This window comes from Sphingopyxis sp. MG (genome assembly GCF_002953155.1).
GTDB classification, from domain to species: domain Bacteria; phylum Pseudomonadota; class Alphaproteobacteria; order Sphingomonadales; family Sphingomonadaceae; genus Sphingopyxis; species Sphingopyxis granuli.
Genome location: NZ_CP026381.1, coordinates 1,831,427 through 1,849,671, shown reverse-complemented (window position 1 = coordinate 1,849,671; position 18,245 = coordinate 1,831,427). Strand labels below are relative to the sequence as shown.

Here is an 18,245-nt window from a genome sequence, read left to right as displayed (position 1 = left end):
AATGTCCGACCTGTCGCTGCGCCTGCTCGGCTGCGCCTATGACGAACTCGACCGGGCCGAGCAGCGGGTGATCCGATCGATCGCCGAGCGCTCGCCGACGAGCCAGTCGATCGGCGAGGCCGACGACGGCGCGACGCGGCCGAGCTTCGGCGAACGGCTGGCCGACCGGGTCGCGGCGGTGGGCGGTTCGTGGCGCTTCATCATCGCCTTTTCATGCGTGCTGTTCGTATGGATGCTGATCAATTCGAAGGCGCTCGACCGGCTGGGGCTCGCCTTCGACCCCTATCCGTTCATCTTTCTCAACCTGATGCTGTCGATGCTCGCGGCGGTGCAGGCGCCGGTCATCATGATGAGCCAGAACCGGCAGGCGGCAAAGGACCGCCTCACCGAAAAGCTCGATTACGAGATCAACCTGCGCGCCGAGCTGGAGATCATGCGGCTGCACGAGAAGATCGACCAGATGCGCATCGCCGAGCTGATGGACAAGGTCGACGCGCTGACCGAACGGCTCGACACGCACCTGAAGGGGTTGGGGCGCTCCTAAAGCCGCACCATCCGCATGCCCTGTTCGCCGTAGCGCGGGCCGCTGGTGCCGCCGCGCGGCGCTGCTGCGGCGATGGCGGCGAGGTCGTCGGCGGTCAGCGTCAGGTCGGCCGCGCCGACGCTGTCCTCCATCGTCACGCGGCGCTTGGTGCCGGGGATCGGCACGATGTCGTCGCCCTGCGCGAGCAGCCAGGCGAGCGCGACCTGCGCGTTGGAGACGCCATGCCGCGCCGCGACCGCCGCGATCGCATCGACGATCCGCAGGTTCGCGGGCAGATTCTCGTCCGAATAGCGCGGGTCGTTGCGGCGCCAGTCCTGCTCGGGCAGGTCGTCGCGACTGCGCACGCTGCCGGTCAGGAAGCCGCGGCCGAGCGGCGAATAAGGGATGAAGCCGATGCCATGCTCACGGCAGATGGGCAGGATTTCCTCCTCCACGTCGCGCTCCCAGATCGAATATTCGCTCTGGAGGGCGGTGATCGGCGCGACCTTGGCGGCGCGGCGCAGCGTTTCGGGGCCGGCCTCGGACAAGGCGATGTGGCGGACCTTGCCTTCCGCCACCAGCTCCATCATGCCGCCGACGGTCTCCTCGATCGGCACGGCCGGATCGACGCGGTGCTGGTAGAAGAGGTCGATCGTGTCGATGCCGAGCCGTCGCAGCGATCCTTCGCAGGCGCGGCGGGCGTTGGCGGGGCTGCCGTCGACCCCGGTGATCCGCTGACCTTCGAAGCGGAAGCCGAACTTGGTCGCGATGACGAGTCCCTCGCGCTTGCCCCGGATCGCTTCGCCGAGCAGTTCCTCGTTGCTGAAGGGACCATAGATTTCGGCGGTGTCGAAGAAGGTCACGCCCAGGTCGATCGCGCGATGGATCGTCCGCGTCGATTCGTCGATGTCGGCATTCTCGCCGTAGAGGATGTTGCCGCCCTTGATCATCGGCATGCAGCCGATGCCGATGGCGGAGACGGTCAGGCCGTTGCCGAGCGTGCGGTATTTCATGGCGAAACTCCTTCTGCGGGTGCGTCGTCGACCCGGTCGGCGGCGAATTTGGTGGCGGCGACGTCGCCGACGACGTTGCCGATGGTGCGGAAGATGTCGGGGAAGGTCTCGACCGCGACGAGCAGCCCCAGCGGCGCGACGGGCACGCCCATCGACACCGCGATCGGGGCGATCGAGGTCACATAGCTGATCGACCCGGGCAGGCTGACCGACGACAGCGCCGCCGCCATCGCGACCGCAAGGCCGACCGCCATCGTCCACGGCGTCAGCCCGATCCCGAACAGCCAGGCGATATAGACGACGACCGCCAGGTTCATCGCGGTGCTGGTGAAGCGGAACAGCGCGACCGCGAGCGGCAGCACGATGTCGGCCTTTTTCGGCGGCACGCCCAGTTCGGCCGACGCCTGGAGCATCGCGGGCAGGCAGGCGAGCGAGCTTTGCGTGCTGATCGCCACCGCCAGCGTCGGCACCATCGCGCGGACGAAGCGCGGCAGCGGCACCCCGACGGCGAGCCAGGCGAGCAGCAGCCCCAGGACGACGCAGCATACCCCGATGCCCGACACGATCAGCACATAATGGACCAGCCCGCCGAACGCCGCGACCCCCGCCTTGACCGCGAGCGCATAGCCGAGTGCGAAGACGCCGAAGGGCGCGAGCGCGAGCACCCAGCCGATGACGACGAGCATCGCGTCGCCCAGCGCCTTGAACAGGTTCGACAGCAGGGCGCGCTGCGCTTCGCCGATGCGGGTGATCGCGAAGGCGAAGATGGTGGTGAAGACGATCAGCGGCAGCACCGCCGTCTCGGCCGCCGCCGCGATCGGGTTGGTCGGGATCAGCGACAGCAGGAAATCGCCGAAGGTCGGCGAGGGCGCGGTCTGCGCCGTGCCGCCGAGCCCGTGGCGAAGTGCCGCGGCGGCCTCTGCCGACAGCGGGAACAGCTCGATCAGCAACGGGGTCATGATCAGCGACATCAGCCCCGACAGGAAGATGGCGCCGAGGAAGGTCATCACCGCGCGCGCGGCGAGCGCCCCGGCGCGCGCGGCGTCGGCGGTCGCGGTGATGCCGGTGATCAGCAGCGCGACGATCAGCGGAATGATCGTCATTTTGAGCGCGTTGAGCCACAGCGTTCCGAACGGTTCGACGAACGGCAGCGACGCCTGCGCCGCCGACGGCGAAACGCCTTCGATGCCGATCCCCAGCAGCATCCCGGCGACCAGCGCCGAAAGGATGATCCATGCCGATTTCACGTTCAAACCCCCTGGCCCGCTTGCCAAGCAAAAATGGGTGACTTAGGGCCGTCCCGGTTGTGCGGGATGGGCTCGCATCTGATCCCGACGATTAGGAAGCGGAGGTGCCATGCGCAAGTTTTTCGGGACCGACGGCATTCGCGGGCTGACCAACCAGGTTCCGATGACCGTCGAGGTCGCGATGCGCGTCGGCATGGCGGCGGGGGCGCATTTCCTGCGCGGGACGCACAAGCACCGGGTGGTGATCGGCAAAGACACGCGCCTGTCGGGCTATATGCTGGAAAATGCGCTGGTCGCGGGATTCACCAGCGTCGGGATGGACGTGGTGCAGGTCGGGCCGATGCCGACGCCCGCGGTCGCGATGCTGACCCCGTCGATGCGCGCCGACCTGGGCGTGATGATCTCCGCCAGCCACAATCCGTTCCACGACAATGGCATCAAGCTGTTCGGCCCCGACGGCTACAAGCTGTCCGACGCCGACGAGGCGGCGATCGAACTGCTGCTCGCCAGCGAGCCGCCGCTCGCCGCGCCGGCGCACATCGGGCGCGCCAAGCGGATCGAGGACGCGCGGGGGCGCTATATCCACGCGGTAAAGAACAGTCTGCCGCCCGCGGTGCGCCTCGACGGGCTGAAGATCGTGCTCGATTGCGCCAATGGCGCGGCGTACAACAGCGCGCCGACGGTGTTCTGGGAGCTCGGCGCCGACGTGATCGCGGTCGGCGTCACCCCCAACGGCACGAATATCAACGACAAATGCGGTTCGACCGCGCCGGGTCTGTTGCAGGAAACGGTGGTGGCGAGCGGTGCCGACATCGGCATCGCGCTCGACGGGGACGCCGACCGGCTGATCGTCGTCGACGAAGCGGGCGCGATCGTCGACGGCGACCAGATCATGGCGCTGATCGGCGCGAGCTGGGCGCGGCAGGGGCGGCTGAAGGGCGGCGGCATCGTCGCGACGGTGATGTCCAACCTCGGCCTCGAGCGCTTCCTCGAAGGCGAGGGGCTGCGGCTCGACCGCACCAAGGTCGGCGACCGCTATGTCCTCGAAAGGATGCGCGAGGGCGGGTTCAACGTCGGCGGCGAGCAGTCGGGGCACATGATCCTGTCGGACCATGCGACGACCGGCGACGGCACGCTCGCCGCGCTTCAGGTGCTGGCGGAACTGGTCACGAGCGGCAAGCCGGCGAGCGCGCTGCTCCACCAGTTCGACCCGGTGCCGCAATTGCTGAAGAATGTGCGCTTCGCGGGTGGCAAACCGCTCGAGGATGCGCAGGTCGCGGCGGCGATCGCCGAGGGCGAGGCGATGTTGGTGGACAGGGGCCGGCTGGTGATCCGCGCCTCGGGCACCGAACCCGTCATCCGGGTGATGGCCGAGGGCGACGACGCCGGACAGGTGGAGCGAGTCGTCGACATGATCTGCGACGCGGTGCGCGTCGCGGCGGAATAGAAGCTTTTTTGTTTCCGTTCGTGCCGAGCTTGTCGAAGCACCGTTCTTCTCTCTAAGAGCAGGGAAGGAAAAATGGCCCCCTTCGACAAGCTCGGGGCAAACGGAAGTTAAGGAACAATCATATGCTGGAAATGCGCCCCGATTGCGAACGCTGCGGCCGCGACCTGCCCGCCGATATCCACGGCGCGTTCATCTGCTCGTTCGAATGCACATTCTGCGCGACCTGTGCCGATAAACTCGACGAGCGCTGTCCCAATTGCGGTGGCGACCTGCTCGACCGGCCGCTGCGCGAAGGGGCGGCACTGGCGAAGTTCCCGGCCTCGACCGAGCGGCGGCATCCGGGCGCAAGATGATTTCGATATTCGGGTTCGTCCGATGACCGCGCGCGTCCTGATCATCGCCGGTTCCGACAGCGGCGGCGGCGCCGGGATTCAGGCCGATATCAAGACGGTGACGATGCTCGGCGGCCATGCGATGACCGCGATCGCCGCGATCACCGCGCAAAACACGATGGGCGTGCAGGGCGTCCACGCGGTACCGGCCGAGATGGTGCTGATGCAGATCGACAGCGTCGCGGCCGACATCGGCGTCGATGCGGTCAAGATCGGCATGATCGGCAGCGCACAGACCGCGGCGGCGGTTGCCGACCGGCTTGCGCGGCCCGACCTCGCCGGTGCGGCGGTGGTCTTCGATCCGGTGATGGTCGCGACAAGTGGATCGGCGCTCGCCGATGCGGCGACGATTCGCGCCTTCGAGGCGCTGCTCGATCGCGCGACGGTCGCGACGCCGAACCGCGATGAACTGGCGGCGCTCGGCGGTGAGGCGGCGGTGCTCGCGCACGGTTGCGCGCTGCTCGCCAAGGGCGGTCATGGCGACGGCGACACCGTGACCGACCGCCTGATCGAACCCGACGCCGGCGAGGTCGCGCGCTGGGAGGCGCCGCGGATCGACACGCCGCACACCCATGGCACCGGCTGCACGCTGGCGAGCGCGATCGCGACGGGGCTGGCGCAGGGCATGCCGCTGGAGCCCGCGATCGCGCGCGCGCGCGATTTCGTGCGCCTGTCGCTGCTCGCCGCGCCCGGATTGGGCGAAGGCCATGGCCCGATGGGGCAGCAGGCGGTGCGCAACGACGGGCTGTTCACCGGCCCCGCGCTCAATCAGTTCATGCTGCCGGCGCGGGATTATGCGGCCTCGGTCGCCTTCTACAAGCTGATGGGCCTGACGCAGATCGTCGACAGTCCCGCGAACGGCTATGCACGCTTCGAGGCGGTGAACGGCGTTACCCTGTCGATCCATGTCGGGGAGACCGCGGCAGCGGGCGGCGCGACGGCCTATCTCGAAAGCGGCGCGCTCGACGCCTGGGTTGCCTATCTCGCGCGGCGCGGGGTGCGCTTCGACCACATGCCGCGCGACGAGGAATGGGGCTGGCGCGAGGCGCGGCTGACCGATCCCGCCGGTAATAGCCTGTGCCTCTATCAGGCGGGCGAGTATCGGAGGTATCCGCCGTGGCGGCTATGAGCCTCCTTTCCGCAAGCGGGCGGGGGTGGGTGCGAGCGAAGCGAGTTTTCGCCACCGAGATGGCCCACCCCGCTGCGACTGGCGAGCAAGCTCGCAAGTCTCGCTGCCCATCCCGCAAGCGGGAGGGGGCATGCTGATCGTCGGCGTCGACGAGGCCGGGCGCGGGCCGCTCGCGGGGCCGGTGGTCGCGGCGGCGGTGATCCTGTGCGACGGCGGCATCGTCGGGCTCGACGATTCGAAAAAGCTCAGCGCGAAGCGGCGTGGCGAGCTGGAGATCCAGATCAAGGCGCGCTGCCGCTGGGGCGTCGGCGAGGCGAGCGTCACCGAGATCGACGCGATCAATATCCTTCAGGCGACGCTCCTTGCGATGACGCGCGCGGTCGAATCGCTCGGCTGCGACCCGCACGAGGTGCTGGTCGACGGCAACCGGCTGCCGCGATGGCGCTATCGCGCGCACGCGGTGATCGGCGGCGATGCGCTGCATCCGTGCATCTCCGCCGCGAGCATCATCGCCAAGGAGCATCGCGACCGCATCATGGTCGCGGCGGCGCGCGACTTTCCCGGCTTTGGCTGGGAACGCAACATGGGTTATGGTACCGCGGAGCATCTCGCGGCGCTGCGCCGGCTGGGCGCGACGCCGCATCACCGCTCCAGTTTCGCGCCGGTCGCGCAACTGGCGCTGATCTGACGGCGGGAGAGGGCGATGGGCAGCGGATTCACGGCCGACAATGTGTCGGCCCAGACCGGGCGTGTCTTCCTGATCACCGGGGCCAATGCCGGAATCGGCTTCGAAACCGCAAAGCTGCTGGCCGCGCGCGGGGCGCATGTGATCCTCGCCTGCCGCGATGCTGCGCGCGCCGAGGCGGCGATGGCGCACATCCGTGCCGAGGTGCCGCAGGCCGACCTGACGTTCCAGCCGCTCGACCTCGCCGACCTCGACCGGGTGCGCGAGGCGGCGGCGGCGGTGCTGGACGGCCCGCGCCTGCACGGGCTGATCAACAACGCCGGGGTGATGATCCCGCCACGGACGCTGACGAAGCAGGGCTTCGAACTGCAATTCGGGGTGAACCATCTCGGCACCTTCGCCTTCACCGGCCTGCTCCATCGGCATGTCGACCACCGTATCGTCATCACCGCGAGCCTCGCGCACAAGGAAGGTCAGATCGATTTCAGCGACCTGTCTGCGACGCGCGGCTATTCTCGCTGGCCGCGCTACCAGATGAGCAAGCTTGCCAATCTGCTGACGATGTTCGAGCTCGACCGGCGGCTGCGCGCGGCGGGGCGGGCGACCGAGGCCGTCGGCTGCCATCCGGGCGTCGCGCTCACCGAATTGACGCGGCACCTGCCGTGGCCGCTGCGCTCGATGACGCCGCTGGCGACCCCTTTCTTCAACAGCGCCGCACGCGGTGCCTGGCCGACGCTGCAGGCGGCGACGGGCCCCAAGGTGCGCGGCGGCGATTATGTCGGGCCGCAGGGGCTGGGCGAGATTTCGGGGCCGTCGGGCGCGGCGCGCGCGACCGGCCGCGCGCGCGATCCCCGGCTCGCCCGCGAATTGTGGGACCGCTCGGTCGAACTGACTGGCGTCGATCCGGGGCTCTAGGTCACAGACCCATAATTTACGGGTTCGAGGTTTGAAGCGATTTTGCTCAGGGCGAGGAGGCAAGGCGCAGGAATATGTCGATATTTCAAGACTTGCCGACGAAGCCATGGGCAAAATCGGTCAAATCGCGAAGCGACGCCGAAATGGCTTCGATCTCAGGCTCGTGCGGCCTTGCGGGTAGCGATGCTACCCGCTGCATCCGCCCAAGCCCGATATCTTCGCCATTTCGACGCCTCGAACCCGTAAATTATGGGTCTGTGACCTAGGCGACGTTTACATTCACGCGGCACATTTGATGGCTGCGACGAGATTGAGGAAGCCAGCGTAGTTTCTGGCGAGCTTGTCGTATCGGGTTGCGATGCGTCGGAAGTGTTTGATCTTGTTGAAGAAGCGTTCGATGAGATTACGTTCTTTGTAGAGATGGGAGTCGAAGCTGCGCCATTGCGCGGTTGTTCGGCGCCGCGGGACGACTGGTTTTGCGCCGCTGGCGGCGATGGCGTCCATGGCGCGCTGCCCGTCATATCCCTTGTCCGCGAGAACATGTCTGGCCTGCAATCCGTCGAGCAGGCCTTCGATCTGGGTGATGTCGTTGCGCTCTCCGCCTGTCAGGAGGAAGCGGATCGGGTTACCCAAAGCGTCGGTAGCAGCATGGATTTTGGTGCTCAGGCCGCCTTTTGATCGGCCCAGCGCGTGAGCTTCAAACCGATCTTCGGATCGATCGCTTTTTTTGGGGCACCGGCACTATGCTGATGCGCCCGCACGATGGTGCTGTCGACGAGGATGTACTCGAAGTCGGCATCATCGCTCAGCGCCGCAAAAAGCCGTTCCCAGACCCCATTGCGGCACCAGCGGTTGAACCGCTGATACACCGTGTGCCAGCGCCCGAACTCCTTCGGCAGAACGCGCCAATGCGCTCCCGACCGCGCCAGCCACAAGACCGCCTCGACAAACAGCCGATTGTCTCGGCCCGTCCGGCCAGGATCGCCTGCCTTGCCCGGCAAATGAGGTTCAATCCGCTCCCAAAGCGCGTCGCTTACTTCCTGTCGATCCATCCATGCCGACCTCCAAACAGCCAGCAGCTTGAATCACAATCCTGCGCCAATGGAAATCCTGAATGTAAACGAAACCTAGGATGACGATGCAACACAGGATGGGCGAGGGCCCGCTCCACGATGCCGCGGGGCGGCTGATCGACCCCGGCTATGCGACGCGCGAGGTCCGCCGTTACGACCGCGCGGCGATCGGCGCGGAGCCGGTGCGGATCAAGGAATGGGACTATTATTGCGTGCTCGATGGCGAGTTCGGGCTCGCGCTGACCGTTGCAGACAATGGCTATGCGGGTTTTCTGGGCGTGTCGTGGATGGATTTGCGCGGGCGGCGCTTCGTCAACCACGGCGCCCTGATCGCCGAGCCGATGGGCAGCATGGCGCTTCCCGCCAGCGCCGACCGCGGCGACATCGTCCAGGCGCAGGACGGTCTCGAACTCGCCTTTCGCCACGAACCGGGCGGGCGGCGGCTGACGGTCCATGCGCCGGGCTTCGACGATGGGCGCGGACTGTCGGGCGAGGTCTGGCTCGACCAGCCGCCCATGGACCGGATGGTGATCGCGACGCCCTTCGCCGACGATCCGCACGCCTTCTATTATAACCAGAAGATCAACTGCATGCCGGCGCGAGGCCGAGTGAGGGTCGGAACGGAAAGCCATGATTTCGTTCCCGAAAGCGCCTTCGCGGTGCTCGACTGGGGGCGCGGCGTCTGGACCTATGACAATGTCTGGTACTGGGGATCGGCGTCGGGACTGGTCGACGGCCGGCCGTTCGGCTTCAACATCGGCTATGGCTTCGGCGACACCTCGGCGGCGAGCGAGAATATGCTGTTCGTCGATGGCCGCGCGCACAAGCTCGACCGGGTGACGTTCCACATGCCCGACGGCGCGCCCGACAGCGCGCCGTGGCGCTTCACCAGCAATGACGGGCGCTTCGAGATGGATTTCGCGCCGGCGGTCAACCGCTGGGCAAAGGTCGATGCGGGGATGGTCAAGACCGAGCAGGACCAGGTGTTCGGCTGGTTCTCGGGCCGCGTGATCCTCGACGACGGCACGCCGATGACGGTGCGCGACCTGCCCGGCTTCGCGGAGAAGGTCTGGAACCGCTGGTAGCGCCGCGCCATTCGAAAAAATTTTTTGCAGGTGAGTCCGCGCGGCCACACCACCAGTGGTTGAGTCTGCGAGTCGCGGCGGACTCCATATGTCGTGGCAGACTCCTTTCGTTCTCGTCACGCCGCGCCGCGCCGATGGCGGATTCCTCGGAATCCCGGGCTTGACGGCGGACTCCGCGGGACTCATCAAGGCCTTCTTTCGAACGGAAGCAGGGGCGGATCATGGGTGTGATGGAACGGGTCGAGGGTCCGGTCGCGAAGCAGCGTGCGGCAGCGAAGGCCGTCGCGGACCTGCCGCTCGACAGCATCCTGCAGGGCGATTGCATCGCGATGATGCGTTCGCTGCCCGCCGCGTCGATCGACATGATCTTCGCCGACCCGCCGTACAACCTCCAACTCGGCGGCGACCTCCATCGCCCCGACGGCAGCCAGGTCGATGCGGTCGACGACGATTGGGACAAGTTCGACAGCCTCGGCACCTATGACCGCTTCACCCGCGCCTGGCTCGCGGAGGCGCGCCGCATCCTGAAGCCCAATGGCAGCGTCTGGGTGATCGGCAGCTACCACAACATCTTCCGCGTCGGCACCGCGCTGCAGGATCAGGGTTATTGGATCCTCAACGACATCGTCTGGCGCAAGGCAAACCCGATGCCCAATTTCAAGGGTACGCGCTTTACCAACGCGCACGAAACGCTGATCTGGGCGTCGATGGGCGAAAAGGCGCGCTATACCTTCAATTATCGCGCGATGAAGACGCTCAACGACGAATTGCAGATGCGGTCGGACTGGCTGATCCCGATCTGCGGCGGCCAGGAACGGCTCAAGAAGGGCGGGCACAAGGTGCACCCGACGCAGAAGCCGGAGGCGCTGCTCTATCGCATCCTGCTCGCCTGCTCGAACCCCGGCGACGTCGTTCTCGACCCCTTCTTCGGCACCGGGACGACGGGCGCGGTCGCGAAACGCCTCGGCCGCCATTTCATCGGCATCGAGCGCGAGGACGGCTATATCGCCGCGGCGAAGGAGCGCATCGAAATGGCGCTGCCGCTCGACGAAAGCACGGTGCGGACGATGATGGCGCCCAAGGCGGCGACGCGCGTCGCCTTCGGGACGCTCGTCGAATGCGGGATGATCGCGCCAGGTTCGCGGCTCACCGATGCCAAGCGGCGCTGGAAGGCGACCGTCCGCGTCGACGGCAGCCTCGATTGCGACGGCCAGCCCGCGGGCTCGATTCACAAGGTCGGCGCGGCGGTGCAGGGCGCGCCGAGCTGCAACGGCTGGACCTTCTGGCACCTCGACAATGGCCGGGAACTGCGCGTGATCGACGCGGTGCGGCAGGACTGGCTGCTCGCAAACGAGGCGTAGCCATCCTCCAAATCCGTTCGCCCTGAGCTTGTCGAAGGGCGGTCCTTCTCTTCAACCCCACAAAGGAAGAACGGTGCTTCGACAAGCTCAGCACGAACGGAGAAGGGGAGGCGGATGTTCGCTCCATTGACCAAGCCCGACCTCGGCGCGACGGGGGAGGGCGCTCGCATCTATCTGCGCCCCGCCTGCTTCATCGACCGGCCGCACGAACTCGGCGACGGCTGTCTGCGCATCGCCGACACGATGCTGTGGTTCGCCGCGTGGCATGTCAGCCTGCGCGACGGCGATGCCGTCCGGTCGGCGATCGTTCCGGTCCCCGAACTGGACGACTGGATCGCCGCGATGCCCGACCGCCTGGCCGAGGCGGCGACCGCGCAGCGCGCCGCCACCTGTCGGCCCCGCGCCGTGCTGGCGCTCGGCGAACGCACGGTGCGGCTGAACGAGCCGCAGATCGTCGGCATCCTCAACGTCACCCCCGACAGCTTTTCCGACGGCGGCAAGCATGTCGATGCCGCCGCCGCGACCGATGCCGGTTTCGCCATGGCGTCGGCAGGCGCCGCGATCGTCGACGTCGGCGGCGAATCGACGCGCCCAGGCGCGCCGCTCGTCTGGGAAGGCGACGAGATCGGGCGCATCGAGGGCGTCGTCGCCGCGCTGGCGAAGGGCGGTGTCGCGGTATCGATCGACACGCGCAAGGCCGCGGTGATGGAGGCGGCGCTCGCCGCGGGTGCCGGCATCGTCAACGATATTTCGGCGCTGCGCTACGACGACCGCGCGATGGAGGTCGTCGCGCGCGCCGGCTGCCCGGTGGTGCTGATGCACGCGCCCTCGGCGAAGAGCGACCCGCACGAGGGCGCCCGCTATGACCACGTCCTGCTCGACGTCTACGACATGCTCGCCGACCGCGTCGCGGCGTGCCGTGCGGCGGGGATCGACCCCGCGAGGATCATCGTCGATCCGGGCATCGGCTTCGGCAAGGGGGTCGCCGACAATCTGGCGCTGGTGGGCGGGCTGGCGCTGTTCCACACGCTCGGCTGTCCGATCCTGTTCGGCGCCAGCCGCAAGCGGATGATCGGCGCGCTCGACAATGAAGCCGCCGTCGATCAGCGGCTCGGCGGCAGCATCGCGCTCCACTATCAGGCGGCGGCGCTAGGCGCGCAGTTGCTGCGCGTCCATGACGTTGCGGAAACCCGGCAGGCGCTGCGCGTCTGGCGCGGGCTCAGGGATGCGGCGCTGACGGGGTGACGGTTCGCTAAAATGCGCTCCAGCGGATGCGCTTCTTGCCTTGCTTCTTGCGAAGAGATTTGCGTTCGATCAGCTTTGAATGAATTTTAAAATTCTCATCGATTTTGACGATGAGAACCTTGCTGAAATTTCGGCTGAAATTCAATTCGATAACATTCGTCGATTTGATTGGGCTAATGGTCTTGATCTCGATCAGGTCATTTCCCAATCGACCATCTGAACCCTGCGCATAGTTCCGGTGAAGCCGGATTCCATATTTTATTGCGCCATGTAGCTCGCCGAGATCGCCATAAACTTGCAGATGCTTACCGGTGAGGTTGTGATAATCCCTTGCCGTATCGAGTAATTGGTCGAAGATTTCTATGAGACGGGGATCGGGATCAGAAAGTGCTTCGCGCGCTTCAGATTGTTCAAGATCTTCGTCGAATTCTTCATCTTCGCCGAAGTCTTCCCAACTCATCCACTCGCCATCGCCCAGATATAAGGCGTCGCTGCTCGGCGGATTGTCATATCTCATCTCTGGTTTCTCACGCCGCCGTGTCGATCCCCAGATCGCTCAGCTTGCGATAGAGCGTCGAGCGCCCGATCCCGAGCCGACGGGCGACTTCGCTCATCCGGCCGCGGTAGTGGCCGATGGCGAGGCGGATGACGTCGGCCTCGATTTCTTCGAGCGGGCGCAGGTTGCCGTCGGGCAGATAGAGGGTGATGCCGATTGCCTCGCCGTTGATCGCGACGTCGCTGCCGCTTGACGCGCTGCCGCCGAGCGCCGCCTCGATCGCCTTGAAATCGGCGCTTGTCAGCACGTCGGTCTCGCTGGCGACCGCGGCGCGGAACAGCACGTCCTGCAACTGGCGGACGTTGCCCGGCCACGCATAGGCGGCGAGCAGGCGCAGCGCGTCGTCGGTGACGCCGATCGGCCCCATGCCGGGCAGGCCGCCAATGCGGGCGAGCAGGTGGCGGGCAAGCGGCCCGACGTCGCCGCGCCGCTCGGACAGTGCGGGCAGGGTGAATTGCGCCGCCGACAGCGCATAGAACAGGTCCTCGCGGAAATGCCCCGCCTCGATCAGCTTGTCGAGCGGGCTCGCGCTGGTCGAAATGATGCGCACATCGACGCTCTGGCGGATCGAGCCGCCGATCATCTGCACTTCGCCGCTGTTCAGGAACTCGACGAGCTTCGCCTGCGTCTCGAGCGGGATGCATTCGACATGATCGATGATCAGGCTGCCGCCGTCGGCCTGGACCAGCCGGCCGACCTGACGGTCGAACGCGCCGGGAAAGGCGCCGCGCTCGTGCCCGAACAGGCCCGATCCGATCAGCCCTGGCGATACCGCCGAGCAGTCGACCATGACGAGCGGGCCGCGGGCGCGCGGCGAGGCGCCGTGGATCGCGCGGGCGAACACTTCCTTGCCGGTCCCGGTGCGGCCGTTGATCATCACCGGCACGCGCGCGCGCGCCGCCTTGGCGGCGATGGCGAGCGCGCTGCGGAAATTGGGCGCCGAGCCGATGATTTCCTCGAACGCCAGCGGCGCGCGCAGCTTTTCGGTGAGCGGACGAAGCTCGCCCTGCGGACCGCCGGGCGAGGCGATGCGGTCGAGCGCGCCGAGCAGGCGGTCGGGGGCGATCGGCTTCTGCACGAAATCGCTCGCGCCCGCGCGCATCGCGGTGACCGCCGCTTCGACTCCGTTGCGCATCGTGATGACGATCAGCGGCAGCGCGGGCCGCCAGCGGCGCAGTTCGCCGACGAACTCGCCGAGCGGCAGGCCGGGCACGCCCTGATCGACGAGCACCGCGTCGAGCGCCATCCCGTCCTGCGTGCCGAGCCGGGCGAGCGCGGTGTCGGTATCGGCGGCGATGACGCTGCGCCAGCCGCCGCGCGACGCCAGCGCCGACAGAAAGCGCTGTTGCGCCGGCTCGCTGTCGACGATCATCACCGTTCGCGTGTCGCGCGTGCTTGCCATCGCCCTCGAATCCGTCCTTTGCCGCCGGTCCCCGCGGAAGTGTTCCGCTTTGATGCAGGCTTGTAGCGGACAGGAGTAAAGGGGCGATTAAGGGCTTTCGGGCGTGCCGCAAGGTGCCATGATGGCAAAGCGGGCCTTGAGCATCGCGAAAGGCGTGGCTAAGACCGGCGCGAGACCCGATTCTGGGCCGCATTTCCGCGCGCCTTCGACGGGGAAGAGGCAAGGGGAAAAGCCATGGCGGAACAGCAAATGCAGGCGGCGAACGAAACCTATTCGGGCTTCCTCAGCCTGTTCAAGGTCGGCGCGATCGCCACCGGCATCGTGGCCATCGTCGTCGTCCTGCTGATCTCCTGACGCACGACCGCATGCGCATTGCTGTCCTGAGGGAGCTCGCCCCCGGCGAGTCCCGTGTCGCCGCGACCCCGGAAACCGTGAAGAAATTCATCGGCCTGGGCGCTGAAGTTGCCGTCGAGACCGGGGCAGGGGAACGGGCTTCGATCGCCGACGCCGACTATGCCGCCGCCGGTGCGAGCGTCGCATCGCGTGCCGACGTGTTGAAGGGCGCGGGGATCATCCTCGCCATCCAGGGGCCCGATCCGCAGGGTCTGTCGGGTTTCGCCGATGGCGCGTGGCTCGCCGCCGGGCTGAACCCGTTCGGCGAGCGGGCGCGGGTCGACGAATATGCCAGGCTCGGACTCGAGGCGCTGGCGATGGAGTTCATGCCGCGCATCACCCGCGCGCAGTCGATGGACATCCTTTCCAGCCAGGCGAACCTTTCCGGTTACAAGGCGGTGCTGATGGCGGCGAACGCCTATGGCCGCGCCTTTCCGATGATGATGACCGCCGCTGGCACGGTCAGCGCCGCCAAGGCCTTCATCATGGGCGTCGGCGTCGCGGGGCTTCAGGCGATCGCGACCGCGCGCCGCCTGGGCGCGCAGGTCAGCGCGACCGACGTGCGCTCGGCGACGAAGGAACAGATCCTCTCGCTCGGCGCCAAACCGATCTTCGTCGAAAGCGTGGCGGGGATCGAGGGCGAAGGCGCGGGCGGCTATGCGACCGAAATGTCCGACGAATATAAGGCGGCGCAGGCCGAACTGGTGTCGTCGCATATCGCCAAGCAGGACATCGTCATCACCACCGCGCTGATCCCGGGACGCCCGGCGCCGCGCCTGATCAGCGACGCGCAGCTCGCGACGATGCGCACGGGCAGCGTGATCGTCGACATGGCGGCCGAAAGCGGCGGCAATGTCGAAGGATCGGTGTCGGGCGAGACGAAGCGGATTCACGGGGTCACGGTGATCGGCGCGCAGAATATCGCCGCGCTGATGCCCGCCGACACCAGCGCGCTGTTCAGCCGCAACCTGTTCAACTTCCTTTCCGCCTTCTGGGACAAGGAACAGGGAAGGCCGGTACTCGACGAAGAGATCGGCAATGCCGTCCGCTTGACGCAGGGCGGCAAGGTCGTGAACGAGCGGTTGCTCGGGTAGTCAAGGAAGATCGGGAGATATAACATGGATTTCATTGCGATTTTCTCGATTTTCATCCTGGCCTGCTTCGTCGGTTATTTCGTGGTCTGGTCGGTGACGCCGGCGCTGCACACGCCGCTGATGAGCGTCACCAACGCGATTTCCTCGGTCATCATCGTCGGCGCGCTGATCGCCAGCGCCGCGGCGGGATCGCCGCTGTCGAAATGGCTGGGCCTTGCCGCGGTGGTGATGGCGAGCATCAATATCTTCGGCGGCTTCGCGGTCACCGGGCGCATGCTTGCGATGTACAAGAAGAAGGAGCGCTAAGGCGCTGCAATCCATGGATTTGATGACGAGGCGGGGACGGCCGGCTCGGCAGGGGAATTAGCATGCACGAACTCGCACCGATCAATCCCTGGGTGGCGCTGGCCTATCTGGTTTCCGGGGTCTTCTTCATCCTTGCGCTGCGCGGCCTGTCGTCGCCGGCTTCGGCACGGCGCGGCAATCGTTTCGGCATGGCGGGCATGACGATCGCGGTCGTCACCACGCTGGTGACGCACGAACTCGCCAACCCGGTCGAGGTGCTCGGCGCGATCGCGATCGGCGCCGTCATCGGCATCGTGATGGCGCGCAAGATCGCGATGACCGCGATGCCGCAGCTCGTCGCGGCGTTCCACAGCCTCGTCGGCCTCGCCGCGGTGGCGGTGGCCGCCGCCGCCTATCTGAACCCGGGCGCGTTCGGCATCGCCGACGAACTGGGCCAAATCTTCACCGTCAGCCGGGTCGAGATGGGGCTGGGTGTCGCGATCGGCGCGATCACCTTTTCGGGATCGGTGATCGCCTTCCTGAAGCTCAACGGCAATATGTCGGGCGCGCCGATCATGCTGCCGCTGCGCCATCTGATCAACCTTGGCACGCTCGCCGCGATCCTCGGCCTGATCGGCTATTTCCTGACCGACCAGTCGGGCTGGGTGTTCTGGACGATCACGGGCCTGAGCTTCCTGATCGGCTTCCTGCTCATCATCCCGATCGGCGGCGCCGACATGCCGGTCGTCGTCTCGATGCTCAACAGCTATTCGGGCTGGGCGGCGGCGGCGATGGGCTTCACGCTCGGCAACACCGCGATGATCATCACCGGCGCGCTCGTCGGCTCGTCGGGCGCGATCCTGTCCTACATCATGTGCCGCGCGATGAACCGCAGCTTCATCAGCGTGATCGCCGGCGGCTTCGGCGCCGACACCTCCTCGGCGGGCGGCGCCGCGAAGGAACAGCGGCCGTGGAAGCCGGGCAGCGCCGACGACGCGGCCTTCCTGATGAGCCAGGCCGACAATGTCATCATCGTCCCCGGCTACGGCATGGCGGTCGCGCAGGCGCAGCACGCACTGCGCGAGATGGCCGACCTGCTCAAGAAGGAAGGCGTCAACGTCAAATATGCGATCCACCCGGTCGCGGGGCGCATGCCGGGCCACATGAACGTCCTGCTCGCCGAGGCGAACGTCCCCTATGACGAGGTGTTCGAACTGGAGGACATCAACAACGAATTCGCCCAGTGCGACGTCGCCTTCGTCATCGGCGCCAACGACGTGACCAACCCGGCGGCGAAGACCGACAAGACGTCGCCGATCTACGGCATGCCGGTGCTCGACGTCGAGAAGGCGAAGACGGTGCTGTTCGTCAAGCGCTCGATGGGCGGCGTCGGCTATGCCGGGGTCGACAACGACGTTTTCTACATGGACCAGACGATGATGCTGCTCGGCGATGCGAAGAAGATGGCCGACGATATCGTCAAGGCGCTCAGCGGCAGCGGCCATTGACCTCGACCGTCGCGGCGGCGAAAGCGGGATCGTTATCGGTTTGAAACCGTTATCGATCCCGGCGTCGCCAGGATGACGAAAGAGGGACAATATTCACGATGCGCAAGATCGGCCTGATCGGTGGAATGAGCTGGGCCTCCACCGAGCTCTATTATCGCCACCTCAACAAGGGACTGCAGAAACGCATCGGATCGAGCTGTTCGGCGCCAATCCTGTTGGAGAGCCTCAACTATTGCGACCTGTCGCGGCTGACGACGCCCGAACAGTGGGCGCACGCGCAGGAGGTGCTGATCGCCTCGGCGCGGCGGCTGGAAAAGGCGGGAGCGACGGCGCTGATGATCGCCGCCAATTCGATGCACAAGGTCGCCGAAGAGGTCGCGGCGGCGATCGCCATCCCGCTGATCCACATCGTCGACGAAACGGGCGCGAAGATGCGCGCCGACGGCATCCGGACCGCGGCGGTGATCGGCACGCGCAACGTGATGACCGAGCCGTGGTTCCGCCAGCGGCTGGTGCGGCACGGGCTGACGCTCGCGCCCTATGACGCGGACAGCGCCGACGCGGTCGACCGCATCATCTATGACGAACTGATGCAGGGCCGCGTGACCGAGGATTCGCGGCGGACGATGCGCACCATCATCACCGACATTGCGAAGCAGGACGTGCAGGCGCTGGTGCTCGCCTGCACCGAACTGGTCATGCTCGTCGATCCCGACGCCAATGTGCTGCCGATCTACGACACGACGCGCATCCACGTCGCCGCCGGCATCGACTGGATTCTGGGCGACGAACCGTAGGCCGCCGCCGCGCGACAGTATCGGATTCTTAAGGCCGGACCGCTAGAGTGTTTTCAAGTCAGGCGGAACCGCCTGACGGCTCGGAAAACGCGGCA

17 protein-coding genes and 1 pseudogene are annotated in these 18,245 nt (G+C 66.6%); 13 read left to right on the top strand and 5 right to left on the bottom strand.

The features are described from left to right. Window position 1: 1 nt before the first annotated feature. Window positions 2-544, top strand: a complete 543-nt coding sequence (locus tag C3E99_RS08650; RefSeq protein ID WP_076077809.1) for a DUF1003 domain-containing protein — start codon at window positions 2-4, stop codon at window positions 542-544. Here the strand turns inward: C3E99_RS08650 and C3E99_RS08645 are convergent. Together C3E99_RS08645 and C3E99_RS08640 are read right to left on the bottom strand one after the other, a co-directional pair. Continuing rightward, window positions 541-1,536, bottom strand: coding sequence for an aldo/keto reductase (locus C3E99_RS08645; RefSeq protein WP_076075162.1), 996 nt, complete (start codon window positions 1,534-1,536; stop codon window positions 541-543). The genes C3E99_RS08650 and C3E99_RS08645 overlap by 4 nt on opposite strands. Continuing rightward, a complete protein-coding gene (locus C3E99_RS08640; RefSeq protein ID WP_067107073.1) occupies window positions 1,533-2,783 on the bottom strand; it encodes a dicarboxylate/amino acid:cation symporter in 1,251 nt (416 codons plus the stop codon). Before C3E99_RS08640 ends, C3E99_RS08645 begins: the two co-directional genes overlap by 4 nt. A 109-nt stretch (window positions 2,784-2,892) precedes the next feature. Here C3E99_RS08640 and glmM point away from each other — a divergent pair, with 109 nt between their 5' ends. From glmM to C3E99_RS08615, 5 genes are all read left to right on the top strand, one after another. Next, window positions 2,893-4,230: a phosphoglucosamine mutase gene (glmM, locus tag C3E99_RS08635; RefSeq protein WP_076075164.1), complete on the top strand. Its 1,338-nt coding sequence runs from the start codon at window positions 2,893-2,895 to the stop codon at window positions 4,228-4,230. 122 nt (window positions 4,231-4,352) lie between these two features. After that, window positions 4,353-4,583 (top strand): DUF1272 domain-containing protein, encoded by a 231-nt coding sequence (locus C3E99_RS08630; protein WP_067107017.1) that lies wholly within the window; start codon window positions 4,353-4,355, stop codon window positions 4,581-4,583. Window positions 4,584-4,605: 22 nt separating this feature from the next. Further along, window positions 4,606-5,751, top strand: coding sequence for a bifunctional hydroxymethylpyrimidine kinase/phosphomethylpyrimidine kinase (gene thiD / locus C3E99_RS08625; protein ID WP_076075167.1), 1,146 nt, complete (start codon window positions 4,606-4,608; stop codon window positions 5,749-5,751). A gap of 130 nt (window positions 5,752-5,881) precedes the next feature. Next, on the top strand, window positions 5,882-6,439 hold the full coding sequence (locus C3E99_RS08620) for a ribonuclease HII (RefSeq protein WP_076075169.1): 558 nt from the start codon (window positions 5,882-5,884) through the stop codon (window positions 6,437-6,439). Between the two features lie 15 nt (window positions 6,440-6,454). Further along, window positions 6,455-7,351, top strand: a complete 897-nt coding sequence (locus tag C3E99_RS08615; RefSeq protein ID WP_076075172.1) for an oxidoreductase — start codon at window positions 6,455-6,457, stop codon at window positions 7,349-7,351. 279 nt (window positions 7,352-7,630) lie between these two features. Here the strand turns inward: C3E99_RS08615 and C3E99_RS08605 are convergent. Continuing rightward, a pseudogene (locus C3E99_RS08605) lies at window positions 7,631-8,403 on the bottom strand (IS5 family transposase). An 80-nt stretch (window positions 8,404-8,483) separates the two neighbouring features. On the opposite strand from C3E99_RS08605, the gene C3E99_RS08600 reads away from it, so the two are divergent. The 3 genes from C3E99_RS08600 (at window position 8,484) to folP (ending at window position 12,115) form a co-directional block, all read left to right on the top strand. Continuing rightward, a complete protein-coding gene (locus tag C3E99_RS08600) occupies window positions 8,484-9,509 on the top strand; it encodes a DUF2804 domain-containing protein (protein ID WP_234002647.1) in 1,026 nt (341 codons plus the stop codon). Between the two features lie 221 nt (window positions 9,510-9,730). Further along, window positions 9,731-10,870 carry a site-specific DNA-methyltransferase gene (locus C3E99_RS08595; protein ID WP_076075175.1) on the top strand — a complete coding sequence of 380 codons (1,140 nt, stop codon included), beginning with the start codon at window positions 9,731-9,733 and terminating at the stop codon, window positions 10,868-10,870. A gap of 114 nt (window positions 10,871-10,984) precedes the next feature. Then, entirely contained in the window at window positions 10,985-12,115 is a 1,131-nt protein-coding gene (folP, locus tag C3E99_RS08590; protein WP_076075177.1) for a dihydropteroate synthase, read from the top strand. Window positions 12,116-12,122: 7 nt separating this feature from the next. Here the strand turns inward: folP and C3E99_RS19715 are convergent, their stop codons facing one another. Next, complete coding sequence (locus C3E99_RS19715) at window positions 12,123-12,632, bottom strand: hypothetical protein (RefSeq protein ID WP_158682220.1); 510 nt, start codon at window positions 12,630-12,632, stop codon at window positions 12,123-12,125. 10 nt (window positions 12,633-12,642) lie between these two features. Further along, window positions 12,643-14,073, bottom strand: a complete 1,431-nt coding sequence (locus tag C3E99_RS08580; RefSeq protein ID WP_067106997.1) for a sigma-54-dependent transcriptional regulator — start codon at window positions 14,071-14,073, stop codon at window positions 12,643-12,645. Between the two features lie 365 nt (window positions 14,074-14,438). Here C3E99_RS08580 and C3E99_RS08570 point away from each other — a divergent pair, with 365 nt between their 5' ends. The 4 genes from C3E99_RS08570 (at window position 14,439) to C3E99_RS08555 (ending at window position 18,150) form a co-directional block, all read left to right on the top strand. Beyond that, window positions 14,439-15,560 carry an NAD(P) transhydrogenase subunit alpha gene (locus C3E99_RS08570; RefSeq protein WP_076075180.1) on the top strand — a complete coding sequence of 374 codons (1,122 nt, stop codon included), beginning with the start codon at window positions 14,439-14,441 and terminating at the stop codon, window positions 15,558-15,560. A 24-nt stretch (window positions 15,561-15,584) separates the two neighbouring features. Continuing rightward, window positions 15,585-15,866 carry a proton-translocating transhydrogenase family protein gene (locus C3E99_RS08565; protein ID WP_067106989.1) on the top strand — a complete coding sequence of 94 codons (282 nt, stop codon included), beginning with the start codon at window positions 15,585-15,587 and terminating at the stop codon, window positions 15,864-15,866. 62 nt (window positions 15,867-15,928) lie between these two features. Beyond that, entirely contained in the window at window positions 15,929-17,353 is a 1,425-nt protein-coding gene (locus C3E99_RS08560) for an NAD(P)(+) transhydrogenase (Re/Si-specific) subunit beta (protein ID WP_076075184.1), read from the top strand. 98 nt (window positions 17,354-17,451) lie between these two features. Continuing rightward, the gene (locus tag C3E99_RS08555) at window positions 17,452-18,150 is read left to right on the top strand and encodes an aspartate/glutamate racemase family protein (protein WP_067106984.1); all 699 of its coding nucleotides are present in this window, start codon (window positions 17,452-17,454) and stop codon (window positions 18,148-18,150) included. Window positions 18,151-18,245: the final 95 nt, after the last annotated feature.

Excerpts from the sequence above, each read along its gene's own strand:
- thiD (WP_076075167.1), top strand. The coding sequence starts at position 4,606 with ATGACCGCGCGCGTCCTGATCATCGCCGGTTCCGACAGCGGCGGCGGC.
- C3E99_RS08600 (WP_234002647.1), top strand. The coding sequence starts at position 8,484 with ATGACGATGCAACACAGGATGGGCGAGGGCCCGCTCCACGATGCCGCG.
- C3E99_RS08630 (WP_067107017.1), top strand. The coding sequence starts at position 4,353 with ATGCTGGAAATGCGCCCCGATTGCGAACGCTGCGGCCGCGACCTGCCC.
- C3E99_RS08615 (WP_076075172.1), top strand. The coding sequence starts at position 6,455 with ATGGGCAGCGGATTCACGGCCGACAATGTGTCGGCCCAGACCGGGCGT.
- C3E99_RS08580 (WP_067106997.1), bottom strand. The coding sequence starts at position 14,073 with ATGGCAAGCACGCGCGACACGCGAACGGTGATGATCGTCGACAGCGAG.
- C3E99_RS08570 (WP_076075180.1), top strand. The coding sequence starts at position 14,439 with ATGCGCATTGCTGTCCTGAGGGAGCTCGCCCCCGGCGAGTCCCGTGTC.
- C3E99_RS19715 (WP_158682220.1), bottom strand. The coding sequence starts at position 12,632 with ATGAGATATGACAATCCGCCGAGCAGCGACGCCTTATATCTGGGCGAT.
- folP (WP_076075177.1), top strand. The coding sequence starts at position 10,985 with ATGTTCGCTCCATTGACCAAGCCCGACCTCGGCGCGACGGGGGAGGGC.
- C3E99_RS08560 (WP_076075184.1), top strand. The coding sequence starts at position 15,929 with ATGCACGAACTCGCACCGATCAATCCCTGGGTGGCGCTGGCCTATCTG.
- glmM (WP_076075164.1), top strand. The coding sequence starts at position 2,893 with ATGCGCAAGTTTTTCGGGACCGACGGCATTCGCGGGCTGACCAACCAG.
- C3E99_RS08555 (WP_067106984.1), top strand. The coding sequence starts at position 17,452 with ATGCGCAAGATCGGCCTGATCGGTGGAATGAGCTGGGCCTCCACCGAG.
- C3E99_RS08565 (WP_067106989.1), top strand. The coding sequence starts at position 15,585 with ATGGATTTCATTGCGATTTTCTCGATTTTCATCCTGGCCTGCTTCGTC.
- C3E99_RS08620 (WP_076075169.1), top strand. The coding sequence starts at position 5,882 with ATGCTGATCGTCGGCGTCGACGAGGCCGGGCGCGGGCCGCTCGCGGGG.
- C3E99_RS08645 (WP_076075162.1), bottom strand. The coding sequence starts at position 1,536 with ATGAAATACCGCACGCTCGGCAACGGCCTGACCGTCTCCGCCATCGGC.
- C3E99_RS08650 (WP_076077809.1), top strand. The coding sequence starts at position 2 with ATGTCCGACCTGTCGCTGCGCCTGCTCGGCTGCGCCTATGACGAACTC.
- C3E99_RS08595 (WP_076075175.1), top strand. The coding sequence starts at position 9,731 with ATGGGTGTGATGGAACGGGTCGAGGGTCCGGTCGCGAAGCAGCGTGCG.